The 22,390-nt window shown below is 62.0% G+C and carries 18 protein-coding genes and 2 pseudogenes; 11 read left to right on the top strand and 9 right to left on the bottom strand.

Features of this window, described 5'->3' with window-relative positions:
• Positions 1-88 precede the first annotated feature (88 nt).
• From ACG873_RS00855 to ACG873_RS00845, 3 genes are read right to left on the bottom strand one after another with little or no spacing between them, the layout of a single operon-like run.
• Complete coding sequence (locus ACG873_RS00855) at positions 89-1,369, bottom strand: polysaccharide pyruvyl transferase family protein (protein WP_394886107.1); 1,281 nt, start codon at positions 1,367-1,369, stop codon at positions 89-91.
• A gap of 28 nt (positions 1,370-1,397) precedes the next feature.
• The gene (locus ACG873_RS00850; RefSeq protein WP_394886105.1) at positions 1,398-2,726 is read right to left on the bottom strand and encodes a DUF4038 domain-containing protein; all 1,329 of its coding nucleotides are present in this window, start codon (positions 2,724-2,726) and stop codon (positions 1,398-1,400) included.
• A gap of 24 nt (positions 2,727-2,750) precedes the next feature.
• Complete coding sequence (locus ACG873_RS00845; RefSeq protein WP_394886103.1) at positions 2,751-4,178, bottom strand: DUF4214 domain-containing protein; 1,428 nt, start codon at positions 4,176-4,178, stop codon at positions 2,751-2,753.
• Positions 4,179-4,556: 378 nt separating this feature from the next.
• On the opposite strand from ACG873_RS00845, the gene ACG873_RS00840 reads away from it, so the two are divergent.
• The 6 genes and pseudogenes from ACG873_RS00840 to ACG873_RS00815 all read left to right on the top strand — a co-directional run bounded on the left by ACG873_RS00840 (position 4,557) and on the right by ACG873_RS00815 (position 9,876).
• On the top strand, positions 4,557-5,336 hold the full coding sequence (locus ACG873_RS00840; protein ID WP_394886101.1) for a class I SAM-dependent methyltransferase: 780 nt from the start codon (positions 4,557-4,559) through the stop codon (positions 5,334-5,336).
• Positions 5,336-5,628: pseudogene (locus ACG873_RS00835) on the top strand (glycosyltransferase family 2 protein); the annotation flags it as partial. The gene ACG873_RS00840 and the pseudogene ACG873_RS00835, both read left to right, overlap by 1 nt.
• 272 nt (positions 5,629-5,900) lie before the next feature.
• Complete coding sequence (locus ACG873_RS00830; protein WP_394886162.1) at positions 5,901-6,287, top strand: hypothetical protein; 387 nt, start codon at positions 5,901-5,903, stop codon at positions 6,285-6,287.
• 173 nt (positions 6,288-6,460) lie between these two features.
• On the top strand, positions 6,461-7,918 hold the full coding sequence (locus tag ACG873_RS00825) for an oligosaccharide flippase family protein (protein WP_394886099.1): 1,458 nt from the start codon (positions 6,461-6,463) through the stop codon (positions 7,916-7,918).
• Between the two features lie 39 nt (positions 7,919-7,957).
• Positions 7,958-8,935: a glycosyltransferase family 8 protein gene (locus ACG873_RS00820; protein ID WP_394886133.1), complete on the top strand. Its 978-nt coding sequence runs from the start codon at positions 7,958-7,960 to the stop codon at positions 8,933-8,935.
• A gap of 158 nt (positions 8,936-9,093) precedes the next feature.
• Positions 9,094-9,876 (top strand): hypothetical protein, encoded by a 783-nt coding sequence (locus ACG873_RS00815; protein ID WP_394886097.1) that lies wholly within the window; start codon positions 9,094-9,096, stop codon positions 9,874-9,876.
• Positions 9,877-10,006: 130 nt separating this feature from the next.
• On the opposite strand, the gene ACG873_RS00810 is transcribed toward ACG873_RS00815, so the two are convergent.
• Together ACG873_RS00810 and ACG873_RS00805 are read right to left on the bottom strand one after the other, a co-directional pair.
• Entirely contained in the window at positions 10,007-10,180 is a 174-nt protein-coding gene (locus ACG873_RS00810; protein ID WP_394886131.1) for a DUF6455 family protein, read from the bottom strand.
• Between the two features lie 352 nt (positions 10,181-10,532).
• A complete protein-coding gene (locus tag ACG873_RS00805) occupies positions 10,533-11,765 on the bottom strand; it encodes a glycosyltransferase (RefSeq protein WP_394886129.1) in 1,233 nt (410 codons plus the stop codon).
• A gap of 138 nt (positions 11,766-11,903) precedes the next feature.
• Here ACG873_RS00805 and ACG873_RS00800 point away from each other — a divergent pair, with 138 nt between their 5' ends.
• Entirely contained in the window at positions 11,904-13,031 is a 1,128-nt protein-coding gene (locus ACG873_RS00800; protein ID WP_394886096.1) for a glycosyltransferase family 4 protein, read from the top strand.
• 125 nt (positions 13,032-13,156) lie between these two features.
• On the opposite strand, the gene ACG873_RS00795 is transcribed toward ACG873_RS00800, so the two are convergent.
• Positions 13,157-14,389 (bottom strand): glycosyltransferase, encoded by a 1,233-nt coding sequence (locus ACG873_RS00795; RefSeq protein ID WP_394886094.1) that lies wholly within the window; start codon positions 14,387-14,389, stop codon positions 13,157-13,159.
• Between the two features lie 259 nt (positions 14,390-14,648).
• Between ACG873_RS00795 and ACG873_RS00790 the strand changes: the two genes are divergently transcribed.
• The 3 genes from ACG873_RS00790 (at position 14,649) to ACG873_RS00780 (ending at position 17,394) form a co-directional block, all read left to right on the top strand.
• Positions 14,649-15,521, top strand: coding sequence for a glycosyltransferase family 2 protein (locus ACG873_RS00790; protein ID WP_394886092.1), 873 nt, complete (start codon positions 14,649-14,651; stop codon positions 15,519-15,521).
• Positions 15,522-15,535: 14 nt separating this feature from the next.
• Complete coding sequence (locus ACG873_RS00785; protein ID WP_394886090.1) at positions 15,536-16,858, top strand: polysaccharide biosynthesis/export family protein; 1,323 nt, start codon at positions 15,536-15,538, stop codon at positions 16,856-16,858.
• Positions 16,859-17,157: 299 nt separating this feature from the next.
• Positions 17,158-17,394, top strand: a complete 237-nt coding sequence (locus tag ACG873_RS00780; RefSeq protein WP_394886088.1) for a hypothetical protein — start codon at positions 17,158-17,160, stop codon at positions 17,392-17,394.
• 18 nt (positions 17,395-17,412) lie between these two features.
• On the opposite strand, the gene ACG873_RS00775 is transcribed toward ACG873_RS00780, so the two are convergent.
• The 3 genes from ACG873_RS00775 to ACG873_RS00765 form a co-directional block, all read right to left on the bottom strand.
• Positions 17,413-18,000, bottom strand: a complete 588-nt coding sequence (locus tag ACG873_RS00775) for a sugar transferase (RefSeq protein WP_394886086.1) — start codon at positions 17,998-18,000, stop codon at positions 17,413-17,415.
• Between the two features lie 306 nt (positions 18,001-18,306).
• Positions 18,307-20,181, bottom strand: coding sequence for a GumC family protein (locus tag ACG873_RS00770; RefSeq protein WP_394886084.1), 1,875 nt, complete (start codon positions 20,179-20,181; stop codon positions 18,307-18,309).
• Between the two features lie 137 nt (positions 20,182-20,318).
• The gene (locus ACG873_RS00765; protein ID WP_394886082.1) at positions 20,319-20,654 is read right to left on the bottom strand and encodes a hypothetical protein; all 336 of its coding nucleotides are present in this window, start codon (positions 20,652-20,654) and stop codon (positions 20,319-20,321) included.
• Between the two features lie 212 nt (positions 20,655-20,866).
• On the opposite strand from ACG873_RS00765, the pseudogene ACG873_RS00760 reads away from it, so the two are divergent.
• Positions 20,867-22,386: pseudogene (locus ACG873_RS00760) on the top strand (phosphomannomutase/phosphoglucomutase).
• Positions 22,387-22,390: the final 4 nt, after the last annotated feature.

Here is a 22,390-nt window from a genome sequence, read left to right as displayed (position 1 = left end):
AGGGGTGGGCGAGAACGCCAATTGGCGATCAGGATGCCCCGTTGGACGAAGCCTTTGGCATGCGCTACCGCTTTCGGGCGTGTGGCCCCTAATCCTTTCGGAGGACCGTCGAAAGCAGGAATTCCCCCTGGAGTTCGAGGCTCTTCCTGAATTTGCCCACCCGGCAACTGATTGTGCGGGAATGTTCTTCCCGGTTCTCCGCCAATCGCGAGAACTGCTCGAGCAGAAGACCAACATCGAAACTGTCGACGTGCTGGCAGTAGCCGCCAAGGCCCATCCTTTCCAGCAACAGGTCGTTTTTGGGTGCATAGCTCAGGGAAATCACGGGTTTTTCCGCCATCAGGGCCGCGACCACGTTGTGGAAGCGGGTCGCCACGACGAGGTCTGTCCGGGAGACCTGGCTGATCACGTCGTGCAGGTGACGGACGGGTTCGTAGGAAAGCCTTTGCTTGTGGCTTTCGCCGAGTGCGGCCATGACCGCCTCGACGGCAGGCGCATCGTCGTCGTCGCCGGTGAGCAAACGGACATTGTAGCCGTTGGCCAGCAGGTGGGCGACGAACTGGGCCATCTTGGCGACATAGCCTTCGAAGACCCCTTGTCCGCGCTCCTCGAATCCGTACCAGCCGCGGTAGTTCATCACGCCGACGCCGACAGTGACCTGGCGGGAACGTTCCGCGTCGGCCAATAGCGGGACAGGCAGCTTGAAGGCGAGATCGGGATAGATCGAGTCCCCGCTGGTGTCGAAGCCGACGCTCTCCATGAAATCCATCGAGCCAGTGTCCCTGTAGCTCCTGTAGTCGGCCATGCGGGCCGCACTCGTCATCAGCCATCGGCTGAGACGGCGTCTGATAGGCCCGGCACCTATGCTGACGAACGCGATCCGCGTCCCCGCGAGCCGCGCCGCCAGGCACCATGCGAAAATGTCGAAAGGCACCCCCTTCGGGGCCTCTCCGAAATCGTCCAGGATTCCGGTTCCGGGCACGACCATGACGCCCGCCTTGCGCAGGTGCCGGATTGCGTGGATGAAATCCATGGCCTTGCCGGGGACTTTCAGGAAAATGCGGTCGAGAAGGCGTGCGACATTTTTCGTTTTCGGGAGCCGGATCGGGACTGTCTCGATCCCAAAGTCTTCCGTCACGACATCGGGCATCTTGCAGATGCAGAAGACCCGCGCATCGGGACGCTTCTCCTTGAGGAACGAAAGCATGGATTCGAGCGAGCCGTCATTGCCAAGGTTGCCGCAGCCGAACAGGCCGAAGAGGGCAATGCACTCTTCCCTGCCTCGGGTGGTTGCGGCGACCTTGCTTCGGGGCCTTGGCGGCGGCCCCGATTTCCCGTGGCTGACACGCAGTTCGTGCACGGCGCTCATTGGCTCTGCTCCGTCAGGTCTTTTGGGACTAGTTCCAGTATCCAGTCCGGGTCCCCCGGCCGTTGTTCCGTGGCGGTTTGAAACTTTGTACCTGCGCGGCGAATGGCGACCCGTCGACTACGGTCACCTCCCCGCTCGTGGGATCGCGCCAGCGCGCCTGGACAGAAGACGCCGAAAGCTGCGCAAGGTCGACCGTGACCCACTTGTTGCCCGGCATGTAGATCACGGCATAGGATCCGTCCTTGGCGGTCGCGGCGACCGCCCTGCCCATGTCCGCGCCTATCCCGTCGATCAAAAGCTTGTTCTTGCTGTCGGGTTCGAGCAGCCACCATTTGACTGACGAGACGAAATCGAGGAGCACCTCCATGCTTCTTGCGCCGGGACTGTCGAGGGCTTCCTTCCACTCCATCGTCTGCTGGTGGACGCCGGGGCCGCCGAAATGCCACATCGGGTTGTTTCCGTAGAGGTGCCCGAACGCGCCCGAGAGGATTGCGTGGTAGGCCTGGATGCGGATCCGGTGCTCGTCGGCACCGTGTTCGAACTCGTAGGCGCTCTCCATCAGGAAGAAGGGCATTCCCCTGCCGATCTTGTGCTCCCGGATCGCGGCCGCATGGACGGGGCCGTAGGTGTAGACGTTGTTCACCTGCAGCCAGGGTTCGTAGCCCCAGAACTCCAGCGTTGCCGTTTCGGGAGCGCCGTGGACTGTGGCAAGGGCATTTGGGTCCTCTTCCATGATGCCGTTGGCGACAGCGCTGACGAGGTCCTTGTCCGCGGGATCGTAATCGCCGCCGTTGACCCACATGATGTTGTCGAGGTGCCGATATCGCAGTCCGACAAAGCGGCCGTAAGCGCCGAGCGTCTCTGGCCCTGCCGCGGCCATTTCCCGGTACCAGCCTTCATCTCCACCGCCATATCCGAGATATGCCGGGGTGAGCAGCACCAGAAGACCAAGCTCGCATGCCTTGTGCAGGATGCGGTCGGCATGGACGAAATACGCCTCGTTCGGAACAACGAAATCTCCGTTGTCGGCGAACGGCTTGTCGCCGTATGCGTTTGCAGGGGCGTTTCGGGAGAAACGATGCTCGAGGAGACTGACCAGCACCGTGTTGAAACCGCGAGCCTTGCGGTCCTCCAGGTAGAGGTGCGCCTCCTCTTCCTTGAGGTCGGCGATCAGCGACCAGGCAGTGTCGCCGTGCAGGAAGAACGGATGGCCTTCCCTGTCGGTCGGATAGTGTTTTCCGGATTCGACCCGCAGCGGAAACTTCGCCCCGCCAACGCTTTTGCAGGCCAAGCTTCCCGTGGACATGGCCGCCAAAAGGCCGGCGGCCAAGAGAAGTCGCGCGGGGCGCATTGACATGATACCCCTCCGGACCGCTTTGGCTCACCCCGCCGAGGCTTCGCGGGTGGCGGCGTACTTGTCTTTGAACTCAGTTGAATCGACGATGCCGAAGGCCACAGCCTCCCGTGTCATGGTCCCCGCGCGCATCTGTTTGGCATAGGTTTCCATGCCCCAATCGTCCGCATCACGGTCCAGAAGCAGGTGGTAGAGGAACTTGATGTAGGCGCGGTCGGTCAGGCCGATCGTGGCATACTTGCTCTCGAAATTTGCCGAGCGCATCAATTCAATGATCATGTCGGCGAGCTTGGTCTCCCCGCTTTCCAAGGCGGACGCCCACTGCTCCACGCTGGCGGCGTCGCCCTCGCGCCCAAGTATGAGACAGAAGGCGAAGCTCGCCTGGCGCACGGGCAAGGCTTCTTCGGCCGCCGTGGTCTCGGTGTCGCAGTCCCGCTGCGGCTTGGGCAACGGCCGCGGGCCGCGGGCGAAGTCGCGAACCGTCTTGTAGGCTGGCTTCGGTTCCCCGGCCAGCCATTTGCCTTCGTTCGCCGGGTCGGGGGCAATCCTTGCCAGCCCCATGTGGGCTTCGAAGCTGGGAGCCCAGTAGGTCTCGTCGAACAGTTCGTAGATGTGTCCGGCCTCGACCCTGTATTTGTCCTTGAGTTCGTGGAGCCGCGCCATGGCTTGCTTGATGCCGTCGGCCTGCTGGCGCTCGCTGCGCTCGCTTCCGTTCGGATTGTTGAATTCGGTGACCCAGATCGGCTTGCCGTAGCCCGATATTTCCCTGAATGCCCATTCGGGATCCTCGCCGTACATGTGCCAGACCGAGATGTCCCAGGCGATGTCGTCCTGCTTCATCCGCGCGAACGCGCCCGTGTGGCCCCATCCGGCCGCTCCGATTGCCTTGCGGATCGTGGGATCGGCCTCTGTCATTCCGTCGGACAGCCCCTTGAGGACGGCGCTCACCTTGACCCAGCGCGGGCCGTAGTAGTCGAGCGCTGTCGTTCCTGCCGCAGGTCCCCATTCACAGGGATATTGGGTGCCGTCGTCGCGTTTCTCGCAGGCTTTGATGATGGCGTGGTTTTCCATCTCGTTGCCGAGTTCCCAGACACGGATGTCGTCCTTGAACCTGGTGCCGAGCGTGACCGCCAGTTTCCGGGTCTTCTCGTACAGTTCGTCCGGGCTGTCGTTTTCCAGGTCCGCTGCCTCGGGCGTGATGACGGGCAGGATGTCTATACCCCTCACCTTTCCGGCATCGACAAGGTCGGCGAGGATGTCTGCGTTGTCCTCTCCCGTGACGTTGACCCGGTACGACTTCATGCCGAGGTCCTTGACGTAATCGAGCTGCCTTTCGACGGGGATGCCCGGATAGGCGGTTATCGGATGGCCGTTGACGCCCCAGAGGACATCGGCGGATGCGGGCGCGGCTGTTGCCAGCAGGCAGACCGCGGCGGTTGCGGAACGGATGGACATGGCAAAACGGGCCTCCTACCCGGCTTTGAATCGAATGCGGGATAGTCGGAACCGCAGCCTCGGGAAGCAATCTGCCCATACGGGTGAACAGAGGACTCCCGCTACCCCTTTAGGCGGATCGTTCCCTCACCTATTGGGCGGCATGACCGTGGATGCCGTTTCATGGAGGATGGAAACCCGAAACCAACTCCTGCCGTCCGTTCCGTGACGGAGGAACGGGAATCCGGAATGGATGTCAAACGAGCGCTTCTCTTGAGCACAGGCGACCGCTGTCTTGCGTGGGCCTGTGCCTTCGCGTCCGCGCTTCATTGCCTGACAGGTCCACGCATGGGTATGGCTGCGGCCGTATCCCGAGACTGACAAACGCGGGAACCTGCGATGGCCGATGCCGATTTCGCCATTTACCGAAGCTGGAAGTCCTGGGAGCAGGACAATTTCTACATCCTTCCAGATGAAGACCGCGTGTATTTCACGAAGGAATTGGAACGCTGCGGGATAGATACAAACAAGCGTATTTCGGTGTTCGAGATCGGCTTCGGAAACGCGAATTTCGCGAAGTATTGCCACGGGCACGGCTTTGTCTATGCGGGCAGCGAGCTGGACCCGGAATTGGTCGCGCGCGCACTGAGCTTGAAGATCAAAGCCTTCGAGTCAAGCCAGCGGATCAGCAAAATTGCAGGCGGACAGCTGTTCGATCTGGTCGTCGCATTCGATGTGTTCGAGCACATCGAATTGCACGACCTGATCGAGATGCTGAAGGACGCGAGGGAAATCCTGTCGGAGGGCGGGCGGATCGTCGCGCGCTTTCCCAGCGGAGACAGCCCGTTCTCAGCGCCGATTTTCAATGGCGACATGACGCACCGGACCCTGATCGGCATCGGGAAGCTGGACCAGATTTGCAGGAGTGCCGGCCTGAGGATTGTCCGCGTTCATCCCCAATCGATCGCGGTGCTCGGTCTCGGATTCGGGAACGCAATCAGAAAGGTTCCCGTAGTTGCGGGAAGGCGTCTCATGGCAGCCATTCTGGCAAACCTGTATTTCGGCAGGCAAAAACTCGTCTTCGACCCCAACATGGTGGCGGTGCTGGAGGCAGAGCCGGATGCGGACGGCGATGCCGGAGGACAAGAAGACCAAGCCACAACGAGGAGGCCGCACTGATGCCCGGGATCAACGTCGTCATACCCTGCTACAATGCCGGGCCGTACCTTTCGCAATGCGTCCGCAGCGTGCTTTCGCAAGGCGTAGACGGCCTCCGGGTCGTCATCATCGACAACGCCTCGACCGACGGCAGCGCTGAACTCGCGTGCCGCCTCGCGGCTGACGACGACCGGATCGGGCGGTTTGCCACGCCAGAAACCTCGGGCAACATGCATCCTTCAACGAAGGCGTTGATCTCGCACGCGGCGACTACTTCATGATTCTGTGCGCCGACGATTTGCTGACGGAGGGTTCGCTCCGGCGCGCCACCGAAGCCCTCGAAAACCATCCGGCTGCTGTTTTCGCCCTGGGGTCGGACCTGAAGATGGTCGAGGTCGAGGGAGAAGACTTCGCCGAGCCCGTCCAACCGGACGGCTGGCGGGTGACGGAAGGGACCGGGTTCATCGGAGACTGCTGTCGCCATTCAGGGTTTTCCCTCGCACTTGATTCGTCCTGGTCAGGACGTCCGCGCAAAAGGCGGCGGGACACTACCGGGCTTGCCTCCCGTACACGGACGATCTGGAGATGGCGCTCCGCCTTGCCCGGTTGGGTTCGGTCGTGGAGTTCGAGGGTGCTCTGGGCATCCGCCGCGAGCACCCGGCGCAACTGTCTGTGGTCAGCTTTGCGGGCGAACGGACGCAGATCAAGGAAAGGATGGCCGCGTTCGACAGTTTCTTCGGACTCGAGGGTCGGGATGTTCCCCAGGCGGCGCGCCTTCACGGAATCGCGAGGCTCAGGATAGCCGAGGTTGCGATCCGCTTGGCGGCGCGGCGTTTTCTGCAAGGCGATCCAGGGGCCGCGGCGGCAATGTTGGCATATGGCCTCCGCCTCAGCCCGGCCGCAATGTTCTTCGCGCCGCTCGGGCGTGAATTCCGGAAGAAGGTGCCGTCAATCCTTGCCTGGCAACGGTAGAACTTCACCAAATTGCCCTGTGGCGAAGTCCGGAGAAAGCGAACGGAGTGTCCGCGCTACCCCTTTAGAAGGTCATTCCCTAGCCTATTGGACGGCATGACCGGGAACGGTGTTTATCGGACTATCCGTCGGGGACACAGGCGGTTGGCCGCCTTGGGGGAAGAAGGGAAAGCATGTCGGTAAAACGCGCACTCTTGATGAGCACGGGCGAACGCTACGTCCTGCTCGTGTCGAATTTTGCCACTGCAGCCGTCGTCTCCCGGATATTGACGCCGGAAGAGATCGGGGTGTCGGTGATCGGCATGGCCATACTGGCGATAATCATGTCCGTCAGGGAGTTCGCCAGTTCGGGTTTCCTCATCCAGCGCCAGGAACTCAGCCGCGAAGATATCCGGGGGGCTTGTACGGTGATGTTCATCCTTACCGGGATCATCGCCGCTGTTCTCGTATCGGCTTCCCCGTTCCTGGCCTCGTTCTACGGCGAGCCGAACCTTGTTCCGTATTTCCGGGTAATCTCGGTCTGCCTCTTCCTCGACGCCTCCTTCTTCGCCATCACCGCGCTGCTGAGGCGGGAGATGTCGTTCGGCAAGGTGGCGGCCATCAGCATTGCAGGTTCCGTCACCGGGTCAGTCACCACCATCTCCCTCGCCCTGATGGGCTTCAGCTACATGAGTTTTGCCTGGGCCTGGTTGATCGGCAGCGGGCTTGCAGCCTGTCTCGCCCTCGCCTTGCGCCCCCATTTCTGGATGTTCAAGCCATCCCTGTCCAATTGGCGCGGAATGATCTCGTTCGGTGGATACAACGGCGCTATCGCCATGCTTTACCGCATCTTTGACGCCCTGCCCCTGCTGCTGCTGGGCCGCTTCGTGTCACCGTATGCGGCAGCCTTGTTCAGCAGGACCCTTTTGATCGGCCAGATACCCGACAAACTGGTCCTCGGAGGTGCCATGTCGGTCGTGCTGCCCGCCTTCTCGGCCGAAGTCAGGCAAGGCCGGGATTTGAAGCGCCCGTATCTTGCCGCGCTTTCTTTCATCACCGCGCTCCATTGGCCCGCCCTCCTCGTGCTCTCGGTTCTGGCGTACCCGGTCGTGGAATTCGTACTCGGCAACCAGTGGATAGAGGCCGCGCCGCTCGTGCAAATCGTCGCAATCGCGCTCCTCTTCTCCTTCAGTTTTGAACTCAACTACCCTGTACTGGTTGCGGTGGGAGCGATCCGCGACTTGTTCATCCGCGCACTGATCGTCTTCCCGCTGTCCGGCATTCTCCTGTCCGCAGCCGTTGTATTCGGCGGACTGCAGGCGGCCGTATGGTGCATGCTGGTGACTTTTCCTTTCCAGGCATACATCGCCCTCAGCTTCGTCCGCCGCAGGCTGCGGCTGAGGTACGGGGAAATCGCAGCGGCGCTATGGAAAAGCGTTGTCGTGGCCGTGGCGAGCACCGCTGGCCCGCTGTCCGTGATCTTTGTGTCAGGTTCCGGCTTCGAGCTTTCGTTCGGGCAGGCATTCGGTGCGGGTTTGTTGGCGTTCGGCGGGTGGGCAACGGCATTGATCGTTACCCGGCATCCCCTGTTCGACGAGATGGCCAAGACCTTCCCGGCATTTCGGCGAGCACCGCTTCGCCCAGCTGAATGACGGTTGCACACAGGAGGAATACGATTGTCAAAAGCTCATGTGGAAACAACTGGTTCTGCGATAGTCCTTATTTGCGACAAGAACTATTTGCTCCCGACTTTCTCGACGGCTCTTTCGGCTGACCGCAATACGGAGGCTGATGTTCCGGTCTATGTATTCGTGGTCAATCCCGAGCCCGGATGGACCAGCCAGTTCGACCGAGCGGTGGAAGGCACCAAGATCAGGATAAAGGCGGCTCACCTGCCGCAGCTCGAGGAAGCGGCCCGGTTCCACCGCGACAGATACCTGCCCCCGATCGCGCTGGCGCGCTTCTGGATAGACGGGTTGCTTGAACCGGGCGTCGACAGGTTCCTCTACATCGACGGGGACACGATGGTCGACGGAAAACTGGACAGCCTATTGGCTGTTCGGCCTCCCATTGGAAAGATCATGGCGGCACCGGACGCGCTGCGCCTGTTCATGGACGAGAAGAGCCGGGGCTGGAAACGCGAAGTCGCCTACCTGAACGGGCTGGAATGCGACGCGGAAAGCTACTTCAATTCGGGGGTGATCTACACCTCTCGCAAAGCTTGGAACGGCATCGTTCCGAAGGCGCTGGACTTTCTCACGGAACATCCCGAACTCTGCCGCTCCTCCGACCAGAGCGCGCTGAACCACGCAGCCCGCGGCCGCGTGGCGTTCCTGCCGCTCACATACAATTACCAGAGCGAGCACATGATGGTCCTCGACCCGCGCAGGAACGGCTTCTCGCCGGTCATTTGGCACTTCACGGCCGGGCCGAAGCCCTGGAATGCGCCGGGATGGCCGTGGGACGAGTATTTCAACAGGTTCTACAGGACGGCGGCGCTGCTGCTCATGGACTGCGACGTGAAGACGCCGAAACCGCCTGAGGCCCAGATGCGCGCGGGCATCGCTCACCGGCGACGGGTGAAAACCAGGCTCACCTGGGTCTACCCGTGGCGCAAGATCACGAGAAAGGGCAAAATCCTGCGGCTCCTGTCTGCCGGATCCCTCTAGTTCCTTCCGAACGTCCCGGAGATGTTCTTTCCAGCCAAAAAATACATGTCACTTCCGACTCACCCCGGCACCGCGCCTCTTCACCGATACTTCCAATGTGGCACTTTCGGCGACATGACCTGACGAGTTAGTCTCCTCCTTTTCACGGCAGGCATGCCATGACTGCACTGTTTTTCAATTCGATGCTGGCCGACAGCGAGCGGCGTGAGAAAATCCGCGCGGGCAGCGTCTTCGTGTTCTCTGCCACTCCGAACACTGAGGCTTTGATCGGGCTTGCCCGGGGAATGCTCAAAAAAGCGTTTGCAGCTCACGACCCGCTCACGGTTCACGAGCACCTTTCGGTTCTGGAAATCAATTCGGCCCTCTCGAAGGTAAAACCCGCCTTCAGTGACCATCCCGAAAGCAGGAGGCTCATTGACCTCATCATGAACGAGCGGGGTATAGATCTCGAAGAGCTGTATTCGGACGAACCCCTGTTGAAAACGTTGTACCCGTCGTTCTCGTATCCGTCCGGCAGGACCGTTTCGATTCACACCCATACCCACAGCTGGTATTCCGCGATGCCGTCCCAGATCAACTGGTGGCTGCCGGTCAACACGCCGGAGCCCGAGGACCCGACAGAATTCCTCCCGGACTACTTTGTGCCCCCTGCAGGGGGCATCAGTGCCTTTTCCGGACAACTGCATGGGGATGACCCGAAAACCACGGGGCTGGCGCGATACAGCATCGAATTCCGGACCCTCCACATCGGTGAAGTGGTCGGACACTGCAAATCGGGCGATATCGATACCAGGTACATCGGCGCTCGCCTGCGGGGCTATACCTGCGCCGCCGACGCCAGCCGCCTCCTGACTGAGGAAATCGCGAAGCGCTGCGGCGGAGGCTTTGGAGACGCCGCCAAGGTATTTCCTTTCAGAACACGTCCTGCCGCAGACTGCTAGTGGTGAAAATCGGAGGCTTGGCAGCGGAGACGGGGAGTGGCGCTCTGGCGGCCCATACGTCCGGCCAGGCTGCCCCGTACGCTTGATCACAGTTACAGCTTTTGGCCTGTGTTGCGGCGCAAGCATGCGATCAGGTCGCGTTGCGGCAGAAATCCGGCGGCTCGTCTGGATGATCCTCGCGAGCCAGCCATTCCCCGCAAGCTTCCTGATGACCGCAGGAACGGCAGCAGTCGACAGCGCGAGAGGTAACCGCAGCATGATTTGCCAGGCGTTTCAACTGCCGGTCGACCCCGAATTTCCGCATCATAGGCCACATCAATGCCGTGCGCACATCGACGGAAACGAGAGAATCATGGAAGCTCATGATCTTAACTCCAGCCTTCTGCCACAATCGCACGCCCGCCGCCCGCCGCATTGACCTGGATCAAGCGTAGCCGCTCCCGCGGGAGATTCCGCGCGGTAGATAGAGGGATGCGGGAACGAAGCCAAGGTCGAAGGGTGATGACCGCCACGCGGACATTGCATCTTTGCAGGCACGGTGTCTGGAGACTTTCCGCTAGCCGCTTCGGCTGCCGAATTCACCGAAATCCGCGTCCACCTGCATCATGAGTTCGAGGTATTTCCCCGCGATCCCCCGCCAGGAATAGCTGTTCGCCCTAGCGTGGCCCTTGGCGACCAACCGCTCCCGGAGGTCGGGGCCGAGCATCAGCAGCCGGACATTTTCGGCCCAAGCACGGACGTCGTCGGGATCGGCGAAGAGGGCCGAGGTCCCCGCAGATTTCGGGAAGGCAGGGTGACGTCGATGCCACGACCGGACAGCCGGACGCCATCGCCTCGACGGCGGGCAGCCCGAAGCCTTCGATCCGCGACGGGAACAGGAAGCACAAGGCTCCTTCCAGCGCCTTCTTGAAATCGTCGTCGGCGATGCGGCCGAGAAGGACGATGTTGGAAGGCATTTCGGGGACGTGGCGACGGAGGGTGGCTTCGTCGATGTCGCCCGGCATCCAGAGGTCGAGGCCCATCCCGTCCAGGAGCGGAGCCAGCTTGGCCAGAAGCCCCATGTTCTTGTATTCCTGGTCCCGCCGCCCAAGGCACAGGACGTACGGCCTCCCCCGTCGACGGACAGCGACGATCTCGCTGAATCCCATCTTTCGGCATGGTCGCTGCCGTTGTAGGTGACGACGATGTTTTCTTCGCGCGCGATCCCGAACTTGATCAGATGGCTCCGCGAGAGTTCCGACACCGTAGTTATGCGGGCGGCCCGCCTGCCAAGCACGGGAAGGATGAGGCGGTGCGCCCACCGGAAGCCGCGCCCGTAGCTCGACGGCATGAGCCTCGGATGCATGTCGTGGATGCAAGCGATCTGCCGCTTCACGGCCACGGGGGCGAGGTTGCAGAAGCTCAGCAATCCGCCGGGAACATGCCACGGCAGCTGCGCCTGTACCCAGAACTGGGGGAGCCTCGGCTTGTTGAATTCGGGCACGACCCGGACAGGGATGTTGTCGAGGCCGAGCGGTTCGGAAAGCGGACGCGGCACCACGAGATCGATCTCGAGGTCTCGGCCCAGCGGATGCCCTTCCGAAATGAGGGCGTCCAGCGCCACGGTCACTTCGCGGGCGTAGCGCGCCAATCCGCTCTGCCGGAGCGTTGTGAAGTCTCCGTTGATCGTCCAGCGCCTCCGCGCCGTCTCCCAGTCCGCCCAGGTCCGGTCGGCATCGCCGAAAATGTATTCGGGATCGTTGCCGAGCGCACGCAGCACGGAGTGGACGTGTCCGTTGAGCGCCCTTGGACGCGGCACCGCGCCTGCGTCCCTGTCGAACTCGAGATTGGCCATTTCCCCTCCAGGTGCAGTAACCCCCGGCGAACAGACTAGCATTCCCGCCGCGCATCTTGCCCTCACACGTTAGAAGTAGGCACCACTCACCCTCGTCTATCCGGATGATCCCGGGTTAGCCCCGATGACCAAAGGGCCGTGGTGACCGCGCCTCTTCGCGGCCCCAAACTGCAGGTTTTCAAAGGGGGACGACATGGTACGGCGCTGGACCATCAACGGGCGTTTCCTTTCCCAGCCGACAACTGGAGTACAGCGCTACGCGCAGGAGGTCGTCCGCTCGCTCGATTCCTTGATCGCGGAACAGGTTCCGCTCGCCCGCGGTCTCGAAGTCGAGCTGCTGTGCCCGTCAGGATCCGGAGACATGCCGCTCGTTTCCATAGAGCGCCGCGAGATCGGCCGCGCAGGCGGACATGTCTGGGAGCAGACGCACCTCCCTTCGTCCATTGGCAACGGCGGTCTGCTCAGCTTGTGCAACACAGGGCCGTTTCTTGCGCGCAAGCACATCCTTTGCATTCATGACGCGAATGTCTGGAACGCTCCACAGAGCTATTCTCTCGCGTTCAGAACATTTTACAAGACTTTGCTGCCATGCCTCGGCAGGACGGCAGCGAAGATTTCGACGGTTTCGGACTACTCGCTCGGCGAACTTGTCGGCCGCGGCATTGTCCCGGCGCGACGGGCCTTTGTTGCCCCCAACGGCCACGAGCATGCGCTCAGGTGGAAACCCCAGCATTCGGAGACGACGCGACAGGCCGCGTCGCGCGATACCATCGTGATGATCGGAAGCCCTGCCCCGCACAAGAACGTCGGATTTATCCTGGACATGGCCGGGCGGCTTGCGGATGCAGGTCTCAGGATCGCGGTCGCCGGTGCCGCGGACCCCCGCGTTTTCAATGGGCAGTCTCGTGCGGAAGCGGCGAACATCCACTGGCTCGGCCGCATTTCGGACGGCGAACTGGCCGCCCTGCTGACGGACTCGCTCTGCTTGGCATTCCCGTCGTTGACCGAGGGCTTCGGCCTCCCGGCCGTCGAAGCCATGGCCATCGGTTGCCCTGTGGTGGTGTCCTCCTGCGCCAGCCTGCCCGAAGTCTGCGGGAGCGCAGCCCTGTTTGCTCCTCCTGACAATCCGGGGGTATGGTTCGACAGCTTCGTTAAGCTGCACGGTTCCCAGGCCTTGCGGCTGCACATGATCGGCAAGGGACGGGCGAGAGCCTCGGCATACAGGTGGCGGGCCACAGCCTTGCGCTACCTCGAAGCCATGGCCGCGGCAGACGGCATCGACACGGAAACCACCGTCGTCAGGGTGCGCGAACTCACATGATGAGGCGACGCGGCGAGAGGGTTTGTGCAACAAGCCGTTGCACAAACCCTTGAATGGGCATTGGCCGTGGCCGCCGCGGAAAAGCCCCGGCTGGATATTCGATCTCGATCGTTCGACTGCCGTTGTCACATGATTTCATGAAGTGCCTGGACGGCCCCGAACGACTCAAGGATCGCGCTGTCAAAGTTCTCTTCGGAAAACCGCCTGGCGTTCCGGGCGCAGGCGCGGGGCGTTATCATCTCGCCGCTGTCCTCGAACCTGTCGACCGCCTCCTTGAGGTGCTCGACGGTCTGTGCCTTGAACAGCACTCCGGTAGGCTCGGGGGACGACCCCAAACGCTGCACGATGTCGGCCGCGCCGCCGCGGCCGAACGCGATCAACGGCGTCCCGCACGCCTGGGCCTCGGCCAGCGCTATGCCGAAATCTTCGCAGCCCGCAAAGACCATCGCCTTCGCCCGCGTCAGCGTGTCCACGTACTCTTTCCGTGGCAGGAAGCCCGAGAAGGTGACGTTCGGGCCAGCCATCGCCCGCAGGCTGGCGGATTGCTGGCCTTCGCCGACGACGATCAGCCGCCGCGACGGCGTCTCGTTGAATGCCTGGATGACAAGGTCGGTGCGCTTGTAAGGCGCGAGGAAGGACGCAGAAACATAATAGTCGTCCTTGTCCTCCACGCATGGCAACTCGCCCAAAGCGACCGGCGGATAAACGACGCGGGCGTCGCGCCCGTAAATGTGCTGGATGCGCGAGCGGACATAGTTCGAGTTCGCCAGCATCAGGTCGGGACCGTGCGCGGTCCTAGTGTCCCACGTCCTCAGGCGGTGCAGCATGTACCGGTAGAGCATTCCCTTCGGGCCAAAGCCCAGTTTCCCCTGTTGAAGATACGAAAACTGCTCGTCCCAAGCGTAGCGGACGGGGCTGTGCACATAACACAGATGCGGCTGGTCCGGCCTGGTGATCACGCCGCGCGAAAATGCGGCCGAGGACGAGATCACGGCGTCGTAGCCCGTCACGTCGAACTGTTCGATCAGGAAGGGGCAGAAGAAGAAAAGGGACCGGTAGAATTTCTGCACCATCGGAATCCGGTTGGCCGCAGACGCATGGAATTCCACGTCCCGGAAATACTGATCCTTCACCTCCGCGGGCAGGAAATCGAACAGCGTGAAGACTTCGGCATTCGGGAACTGCTTACAGATTTGCGCGAGCACGCGTTCGCCGCCGCGGAAGTTCGGGCACCAGTCGTGGACGACCGCTATCTTGGCGTACCTGTCGACGGCGGGCTGAGGCGCTGCCGGCAGCTCCTCCATCGCGACATTGACCCTGGCAGCGACGGCCAGGTCGGACGAGCGTTCGTGCAGCATGGTTCCCCCATAGCCTTGTCAAGCCAGCAGTCTCCGATGCCTGTCATGAACACAGCAAGTTGGCCGATCGGCTAGAAGAGGACAGGGGGGCATGCCTGCCTAATCCTTATGGCTGTGGATCCTACGCCCGGGAGACCCACGGCATACTCCGAAAGCCTGTGTCCGGAGGTAGGCCAGGCTCCTCCCGTCTCCTTTTATGCAGGCTGTTTCGGTCCCCTCGCCCGTCTAGGGTCGGCGGAGGCAGGAACATGGACCGAGCATGAAACTCGCAGTGATCATCCCCACTCTTGGCCGCAGCGGACAGGTCGCGCGCCTGCTCGGGTATTTGGGCAGCCAAACCAGGCTTCCGGACGAAGTCATATTGTCAGCGCCCGATGCCACGCATGTCCAACTGCCTGAAAGTTCTCCCTTTCCGGTGTCGTTGGCCTTCGGCCCGAGGGGATCGTCCGCCCAAAGGAACACGGCTCTCGGACCTGCCCTGGGCCGGTTCGACATCGTCACCTTCTTCGACGACGATTTTGTTCCGTCGGCCGACTACCTGCGGCAAGTCGAGGATGCCTTCGCCGGGAACCATGACTGGGCAGTCGTCATGGGGCGGGTGGTCAGGGACGGCGCGACCAATGCCGGCCTGACTTGGGAAGACGCCGAAGCCGCCCTGCGGGAAACCAAGGGCCGGAAGTTCAAAGGGCCGGAAGTGGTGGACCATGTAGGCGCATACGGATGCAACATGTCGTTCCGATGCTCCATGGTGGGCGATTTGCGTTTCGACGAGCGCCTTGTCCTTTACGGCTGGCAGGAGGACATCGACTTCACCAGCCAAATGAGGTCCAGGGGTCGCGTGGTCTGCGTGACCGCGATCAGGGGCGTGCATCTCGGCATCAAGACGGGCCGGGTGAGCGGCGTGCGGTTCGGGTACTCGCAGGTCGCGAATGCGGTCTATCTGGTCAGGAAGGGTTCCGTCCCGGCATCGTTCGCGTTTCCGCTGATGTTCAGGAACATCGCCGCCAACCTCGGCAAGAGCCTGCGTCCAGAACCCTATGTGGACCGCAGGGGCAGGCTCAGGGGCAACATGCTCGCGATCCTGCACGTCGCCACGGGACGGATCGAACCCGAATACATCCTGAAAATCTGACTGTGGGGAAGACAATGCGCCAATGGCTTGTGACGGCGGCGGCGGCTTCTTTCGCGGCGGCGGCCGCCTGCCCCGTGCCGACGGTGGCTGGCGAGTATCTCCTTGGCCCTCAGGACAAGGTCCGACTCAAGATTTACGAGTGGCGCGCGTCGCGCGACGTCATATTCGAATGGACGGCCCTCAACGACGATTTTGTCGTCGGTGCCGACGGCACGCTCTTCCTTCCCTTCGTCGGCCAGATCCGGGCACAGGGCACCGCCCCCGGAGATCTTGCCCGCTCGATCGGGGACCGCCTGATGCAGCACATGGGTCTCGGCCGTCAGCCCGACGTCGCCGTCGAGATCATTCAGTTCAGGCCGTTCTACATAGTCGGCCATGTCACACAGCCCGGCGAGTTCCCGTACAGGCCGGGGCTGACGGTCCTGCAGGCGCTGGGCATCGCGGGCGGCCTTCGGACACGCGAGGAAAACATCTCGAGACTTGAGCGCGAAGTCATCTCAGGCCGCGGCGACATCGGGCTGCTGGCGCTGACGAATGTCAGCCTTTCGGCGAAGAAGGCGAGACTGGAGGCGGAACTGGCTGGCAGCGACGATATCGCTTTCCCCGCCGAACTGAATGACCGGGCAAAGGACGCCACTGTTGCCCTGATGATGGAGCAGGAGCGCACGATCTTCGCGGCCCGCAAGGACGCGATGATGACGCAACTGCGCGCCCTCCGCGAACTCAGGGAATTCCTGGAAAAGGAGCTGGTATCGCTCGAAAAGCAACTGACCTTCCATGACAGGCAGGTCGAACTCGTCCAGGAGGAACTCACGGGCGTGGCGTCGCTCGTCAAGAAAGGGCTTGCGGTCGCGCCTCGGGAACTCTCGCTTGAGCGGACCGTCGCCCAGATGCAGAGCGACAGGCTCGCGGCCGAGACCTCTCTCCTGCGGGCAAGGCAGGAGATGAGCAAGACCGACATCGCGATCCTCGAACTTCGCAACCGCCACGCCAACGAGGTCGCCCAGACCTTGCGCGAGACGCAGCTGCAGCTCGACGAATCCGTCAGGAAAGCCGATACCGCGGTGCAGCTGCTCTACGAGACCGAGATCACCGCTCCCGCGCTGCTCGCGTCGAGAGAGCGGTCGGAAAGGGCAAAGCCCGTCTACAAGATCGTGAGGACGACAAGCATCGGGATGGAAGAACTCACGGTCGAGGAGACCACCCCGGTCGAACCCGGGGATACCGTGAAGGTCGAGATCCCGCTGCCGCGATCGGGGATAGCCGCTGCCCTGCCAGCGTCAGGTATCCAGACAGGGGCAGCGCTGGCTCCGATCGGGATTCCCGGCACCAACTGATTGCCGCCCACTGCTGCGGCACTTGCCGCCAGTGCCGGTCGCATTTGCCTGCCGAGCGGCTTAGCCGTCGAGTCCGGGCCGCGCAGGAGATCATTGGGGCGATGGGCAGACGTCCTGCCGGACGACGGACCGGGTCTTCCGCCACAACGCGCACAGCCATTCGGCCAAAGTTGCGCCAAGAAGCTACGCAACCATTGCGGTTAACACATGTTAAACAAATTTTCCGCAACCCTGGTGGAACCAACCCTGCCGCAGAGCGTATCAATCCTGCGGGGAACTCACTGGAGATGTCGGTGCTCATGAGTGTAATCGCTGTTGCGGCGGCAGGCATGCTGATGGGGCTGAAGTTCAAGGTTCCCGCACTGATTGCGGCGACAGTGCTGCTGCTGATCGGAAGCTTTGCATGGAACGGCCTGGACCTGCCGGGCGACGTGACCGTGACCAGGTTCCTGATCCTGGCCTTCGCATTGGCCTGCGCCTATCTGGTCGGCCTGTCCCTGTCGGTCCACCTGAAGCGGGACGAAGGCAGCCGCTGAGACATCGGGCGGGTCAGGTCAGGCCGCCCTGTCGACGCGCATCACCGCGAAGACGGTCCTGAACAGGATCACGATGTCGAGCCAGATCGACCAGTTCCGCACGTAATGGCTGTCGAGGGCCACGCGGCTGGCATAATCCGTGCTGCTTCTCCCGGTCACCTGCCAAAGGCCGGTGAGTCCCGGCCTCGTCCGAAGGTATTCCCCGACATGGTCGCCGTAGCGCTGGAGTTCGTCCCTGACGATGGGCCTCGGTCCCACGCAGCTCATGTCGCCGCGGATGATGTTGAAAAGCTGGGGCAGCTCGTCGAGGCTCGACTTCCTCAGCATGTGCCCAAGGAAGGTGACGCGGGGATCGTTCCTGATCTTGTGCGTCTCCTCCCACTCCCGGGCGGCTTCGGGGTTGGCCTCGAGGTGCGCTTTCAGGACTTCTTCCGCATCCGCAACCATCGACCGGAACTTGTAGCAATCGAACGATTTTCCGCTGAAGCCGACGCGGCTGTGGGAAAATACCGCCGGACCTCCTGCCGTCATCCTGATCAGCAAGGCAACCACGACCATCGCGGGCGCGGCCATGACAAGCGCGGTGACCGCTATGACAAGGTCCATGATCCGCTTGAGGAGCCCCCCAAAGGAGGGTTGGTCGTCCCGGACCTGATTACAGGCGACAGGTTGCTCAAAGCTGCCGCGGCACTGTCGTGGTCGGATGAAGCGACGTGAAGGACCGCTGCCCGGCTGTCGGCCGCGTTGGGCGCAGACCGCGGAATCCAGCTCGGACTTCCCTGGTACGGCTGCTTGTCGAAAGCGTTCATTGTCATTGGGATGTCGCTTTCCGAATTGTTCGGTTCCGGTACTCTTCCAAGGCCGCGGCTTGTCGGCAAGAAAGGCAAAGGACGTAGCGGCATGCTCCGGAGGCTACCCCCTCATCCCAAGGAATGATGCCCCTACCCGCTTGGCCGACTTCAAACGGGGGAACATCCCCCTGCCCGCCTCATGCCTTCGGCTTTTGGACGCCATCGCGCGGGCTTTCGTCAGGAGCACGCCGAGTATGGTCGTACGGCTGGCCTGCAGCGTCCTGACAAGTTCCCTAAGCGTTTCGACGTGCGTCTGTCCCCATTCCGCGACCATGACGACGCCGTCCAGGGCGGAGCTGACCGCCAGCCTGTCTGCACCAGAGGCGAGCGTCGGCAGGTCGACGATCACGATGTCGTAGGAGGCATCCGAGAGGAACGCCTCCATCGTCTTTGGCCCCAACAGGTTCCTGGCGTCCACGACCGATGATGGAAGCAGGTCGAACGGCCGTCCCGGCGCATGGACGATGTTCAATTTGAGAGGATCCTGGCAGGATTTTTCTTGGACACCGTTGCCGAGGAGCCTGCTGGTCAATGCGGGGTGATGGACGTCCGCGTCGATCACCAGCGTCTTCAGCCCCGACATCGAGTAGAGCGTTGCAAGGTTGCTCACGACGGAACTCTTCGGACTGTCGTTCGAGACCGCCGTGATGCCTAGATATTTGATGGGGTGGTTCGTTTCCGCAAGGCTGATTTCGGTCCGCGCCTTCCTGAGGCTGTGGCTGTATCGGGAATGAGGGTGCCTCACCACTTCGTCTACATGGCCGGATTCCCTCCACCTGCTCGTGGGCGGCAGTTCTCCGACGCATTCGATGCCCAGAATGTCCCTGATGTGCCGCGGCGACCTGATGGTCCAGTCGAAGGTGTGCCTGACGAAGGAAAGCCCGATGCCGAGTACGACACCCGCGACCGCCGCGAAGGCCAGCATCAGCTTCGGCTTCGGCGCGCTGGGGAAGAGAGGTGCCGTCGCGGCGGTAATCACCCGTGCATCGGCAACCGGATAAGACTGCTGGCTGACCGAGTTGGTGTAGGCGTGCAGGAAGCTCTCGTACATCTTCCTGTACGTCTCGGAGGTGACCTCCAGCTCTTCCAGCGTCGGCGCGTTCTCCTCGCCTTCTTCGGCTTCATTGCGGACGCTGTAGTCGTGCCTGGAACGGAATTCCTGCGCTTCCGCCATTGCCTCGTTCATCTGGGCGCGCAGTTCCTGCAGGCGCGTTTCGAGCCAGCGGCCGCCTTCCCTGGCGGCTTCGGCCTTGGTTTCGATCTGCTCGCGAACGAAGGCCTCCGACGTGGCGTTTGCGATCTCGGCTGCACCCTTGGGATCGAGGGAGGTGAAGGATATGTTGATGGCGTAGGAAACGCCGACACGCCGGATGTCGAGCCCGTTGCGGTAGATCAACATGGTGCGGCGCGATTTCTGATAATCGTTCAGCGTCACCGGCAGGTCAGGTTCTCCCAAGCCGAGATACTCCCCAAGCGAGGTGAGCCAGGCGCTTTCCTGGAGGCCGAAGGCTTCGGCGAGAGACGCATTCATTTTCCTGAAGCGCTCCCGCAAGGTCGGGGTATGCGGCCGGTTGAATCTCGGGTTGTCGACGAGCTTCAGCTGGTCGATGACCATTGCCGCTATCTTTTCCGACTCCATGACGGCGATCTGGCTCTCGACCTGCGCGGTGTCGAGCGACAGGTTCACTTCGCCGCCCTGCTGCAGGTGCTGGGGCAATTTCGGCTCGATGAGGATCTGTGTGGTCGCGGTAAAAACCGGGTCCGTCGTCGCATTGTAGAACCAGGCCGCCATGAGGGCGGCCGCAAGGCAGGCGAGGATCGTGCGGACATAGCGCCTGAGGAACCCCGTAATGTCGGAAAGACCGATGAACTCCTGACTGGCAGCGGACTGCTGGTCCGCCGCCATGGGCCATTGGTTGGGGAAAACTCGGTCCATTCAGCTTCTCCTGCAGGCGTGCGGGAGATGGCATTCGGCTGGTTTTTTCATTGAATGCTGAGGCCCCGCGATCCCAGACTGCCGCAAAAGACTACCCCTGCGCAGGTGAAGGTAAACGCCGCCAATCGGCGTAGGGGCTACTTCCTATGGGAGTGGAAAATCCGTGCCAGCTCCGCGCGCGTCCTTTCGAGGAATGACATTTGCCGCTCCAGCAAGGCCTGACGGCCCCGGTTGAACGCAAGTTGTCGCGAGAGGTTGTCGATCTTCGACGACATGCGTCCGGGGTTCTCGCCGTTCTCCATAGCCTCGAAAGAGAAGGCGGCGCAGTCCGTCATCCTCTCGCCGGACGACCTGAGTTCCGCGCTTTCCGTGGAGATTTCCCCTTGAATGGCGTCGAGGAGGCGCGCCAGGGGTCCGAAACGCATCGCGTCGGTATCCTTGCGGAACAGAATTCTGAATGCGGTCAGCGGCATCTGCAGCCCCATGTCCTCAGCGCCCGAACGGGACCCACCTTTCAGGATACAAAAACCCGATGCCAAGGCGAGACATCCTTTCGGTTGTCGGCGGACATTCTCCTATCGGATGAGGAGGTGCAACGAGGCGCGCCTGGACTACCCGAATTCATGAAGATGCCAGCGCGGGCGAGCGTGTTAGGACTGCTCACTGCAATTGCGGAGCGGAAACCGTGACACTGAACATAGTCGGCCAAGCCAAGCCAAACACATTCGCTTTCGAAACCAGCGCGCTCATAAAGGCCACGGGTTTCCGGGAATACGACGCCCGCTGGTGGTTCGGACATCCCGGATCGCAGAACGAACCCGAACTCAACCTGATGGGCGTGCAGGCGCTCGGCATGGGTCTCGGCACCTTGATCCGCCGCATGGGTGTCGGCCCGGAGATAGTCACGGGGCATGACTTCCGCAGCTATTCGATGGCCATAAAACTGGCTCTGGTCTCCGGCCTGATGGCGGCCGGTGCCCGCGTCAAGGACATCGGCCTCGCCCTTTCACCGACGGCCTACTTCGCCCAGTTCGCGCTCGACGCCCCATCGGTTGCTATGGTGACGGCTTCCCACAACGAGAACGGCTGGACCGGCGTGAAGATGGGTGCGAAAAGGCCCCTGACCTTCGGCCCGGAAGAGATGAGCGCCTTGAAAGCCATCGTGCTGGACGGCGACTTCGATCTCGTTGGCGGGGGAAGCTATGAATTCGTTCCGGGCTTCCGCGAGAGATACATCGAAGACCTGACCGCCGGGAAGGCCATCGGCCGCAGGCTGAAGGTTGTGGCCGCCTGCGGCAACGGGACCGCGGGGGCATTCGCCCCGCAGGCACTGGAGAAGATCGGCTGCGACGTGATCCCGCTCGACACCGAACTTGACCATGCGTTTCCGCGCTACAACCCCAATCCCGAAGACATGGAGATGCTGCACGCGATCAGAGACAAGGTCCTGGAGACGGGAGCGGATGTCGGTCTCGGTTTTGACGGCGACGGCGACCGCTGCGGCGTGGTCGACAACGAGGGCAACGAGATATTCGCGGACAAGGTCGGCGTCATGCTGGCTCGGGACATCTCCGCGCTGCATCCGGGTTCCGTCTTCGTCGTCGACGTGAAGTCGACCGGGTTGTTCATCACCGATCCCGTGCTCGCGCAAAACGGCGCAAGGACCGATTACTGGAAGACCGGACATTCCTACATCAAGAGGCGCGTGGCCGAACTCGGTGCCATCGCAGGATTCGAGAAATCGGGGCATTTCTTCTTCAATCCGCCGATCGGGCGCGGCTACGACGATGGCTTGGTGACAGGCATCGCGGTCTGCGAGATGCTTGACCGCAATCCGGGCAAGACTCTCGCCGATCTCTACCGCGATCTCCCCTGACCTTCGGGACCCCGACTATGTCGCCCCACTGTCCCGACGAAGTGAAATACGGGCTGGTCGACAAAATCGTCGGGGAATTCGCGAAGATGAAGGAGGACGGGATCGAGTTCGCCGGCCAGCGGCTGACAGATCTGGTCACCGTCAACGGGATACGTGTCGTTGCGGAAGACGGCACGTGGGGCCTGGTCAGGGCTTCGTCGAACAAGCCGGAAATCGTCGTCGTGGTGGAAAGTCCCGTCTCGCCGGAGCGGCGGCGCGAGATGTTCGAGGCGGTCGACGCCGTGCTTCGGCGCAATCCCGAAGTCGGTGCCTACAACCAGACCTTCTGAAGGA

Origin of the sequence: Allomesorhizobium aridi, from assembly GCF_043769475.1 — a bacterium.
Classification (GTDB): Bacteria; Pseudomonadota; Alphaproteobacteria; order Rhizobiales; family Rhizobiaceae; genus Allomesorhizobium.
Note: the sequence above shows the minus strand (reverse complement) of the source record. Positions and strands in the feature narration are given on the sequence as shown.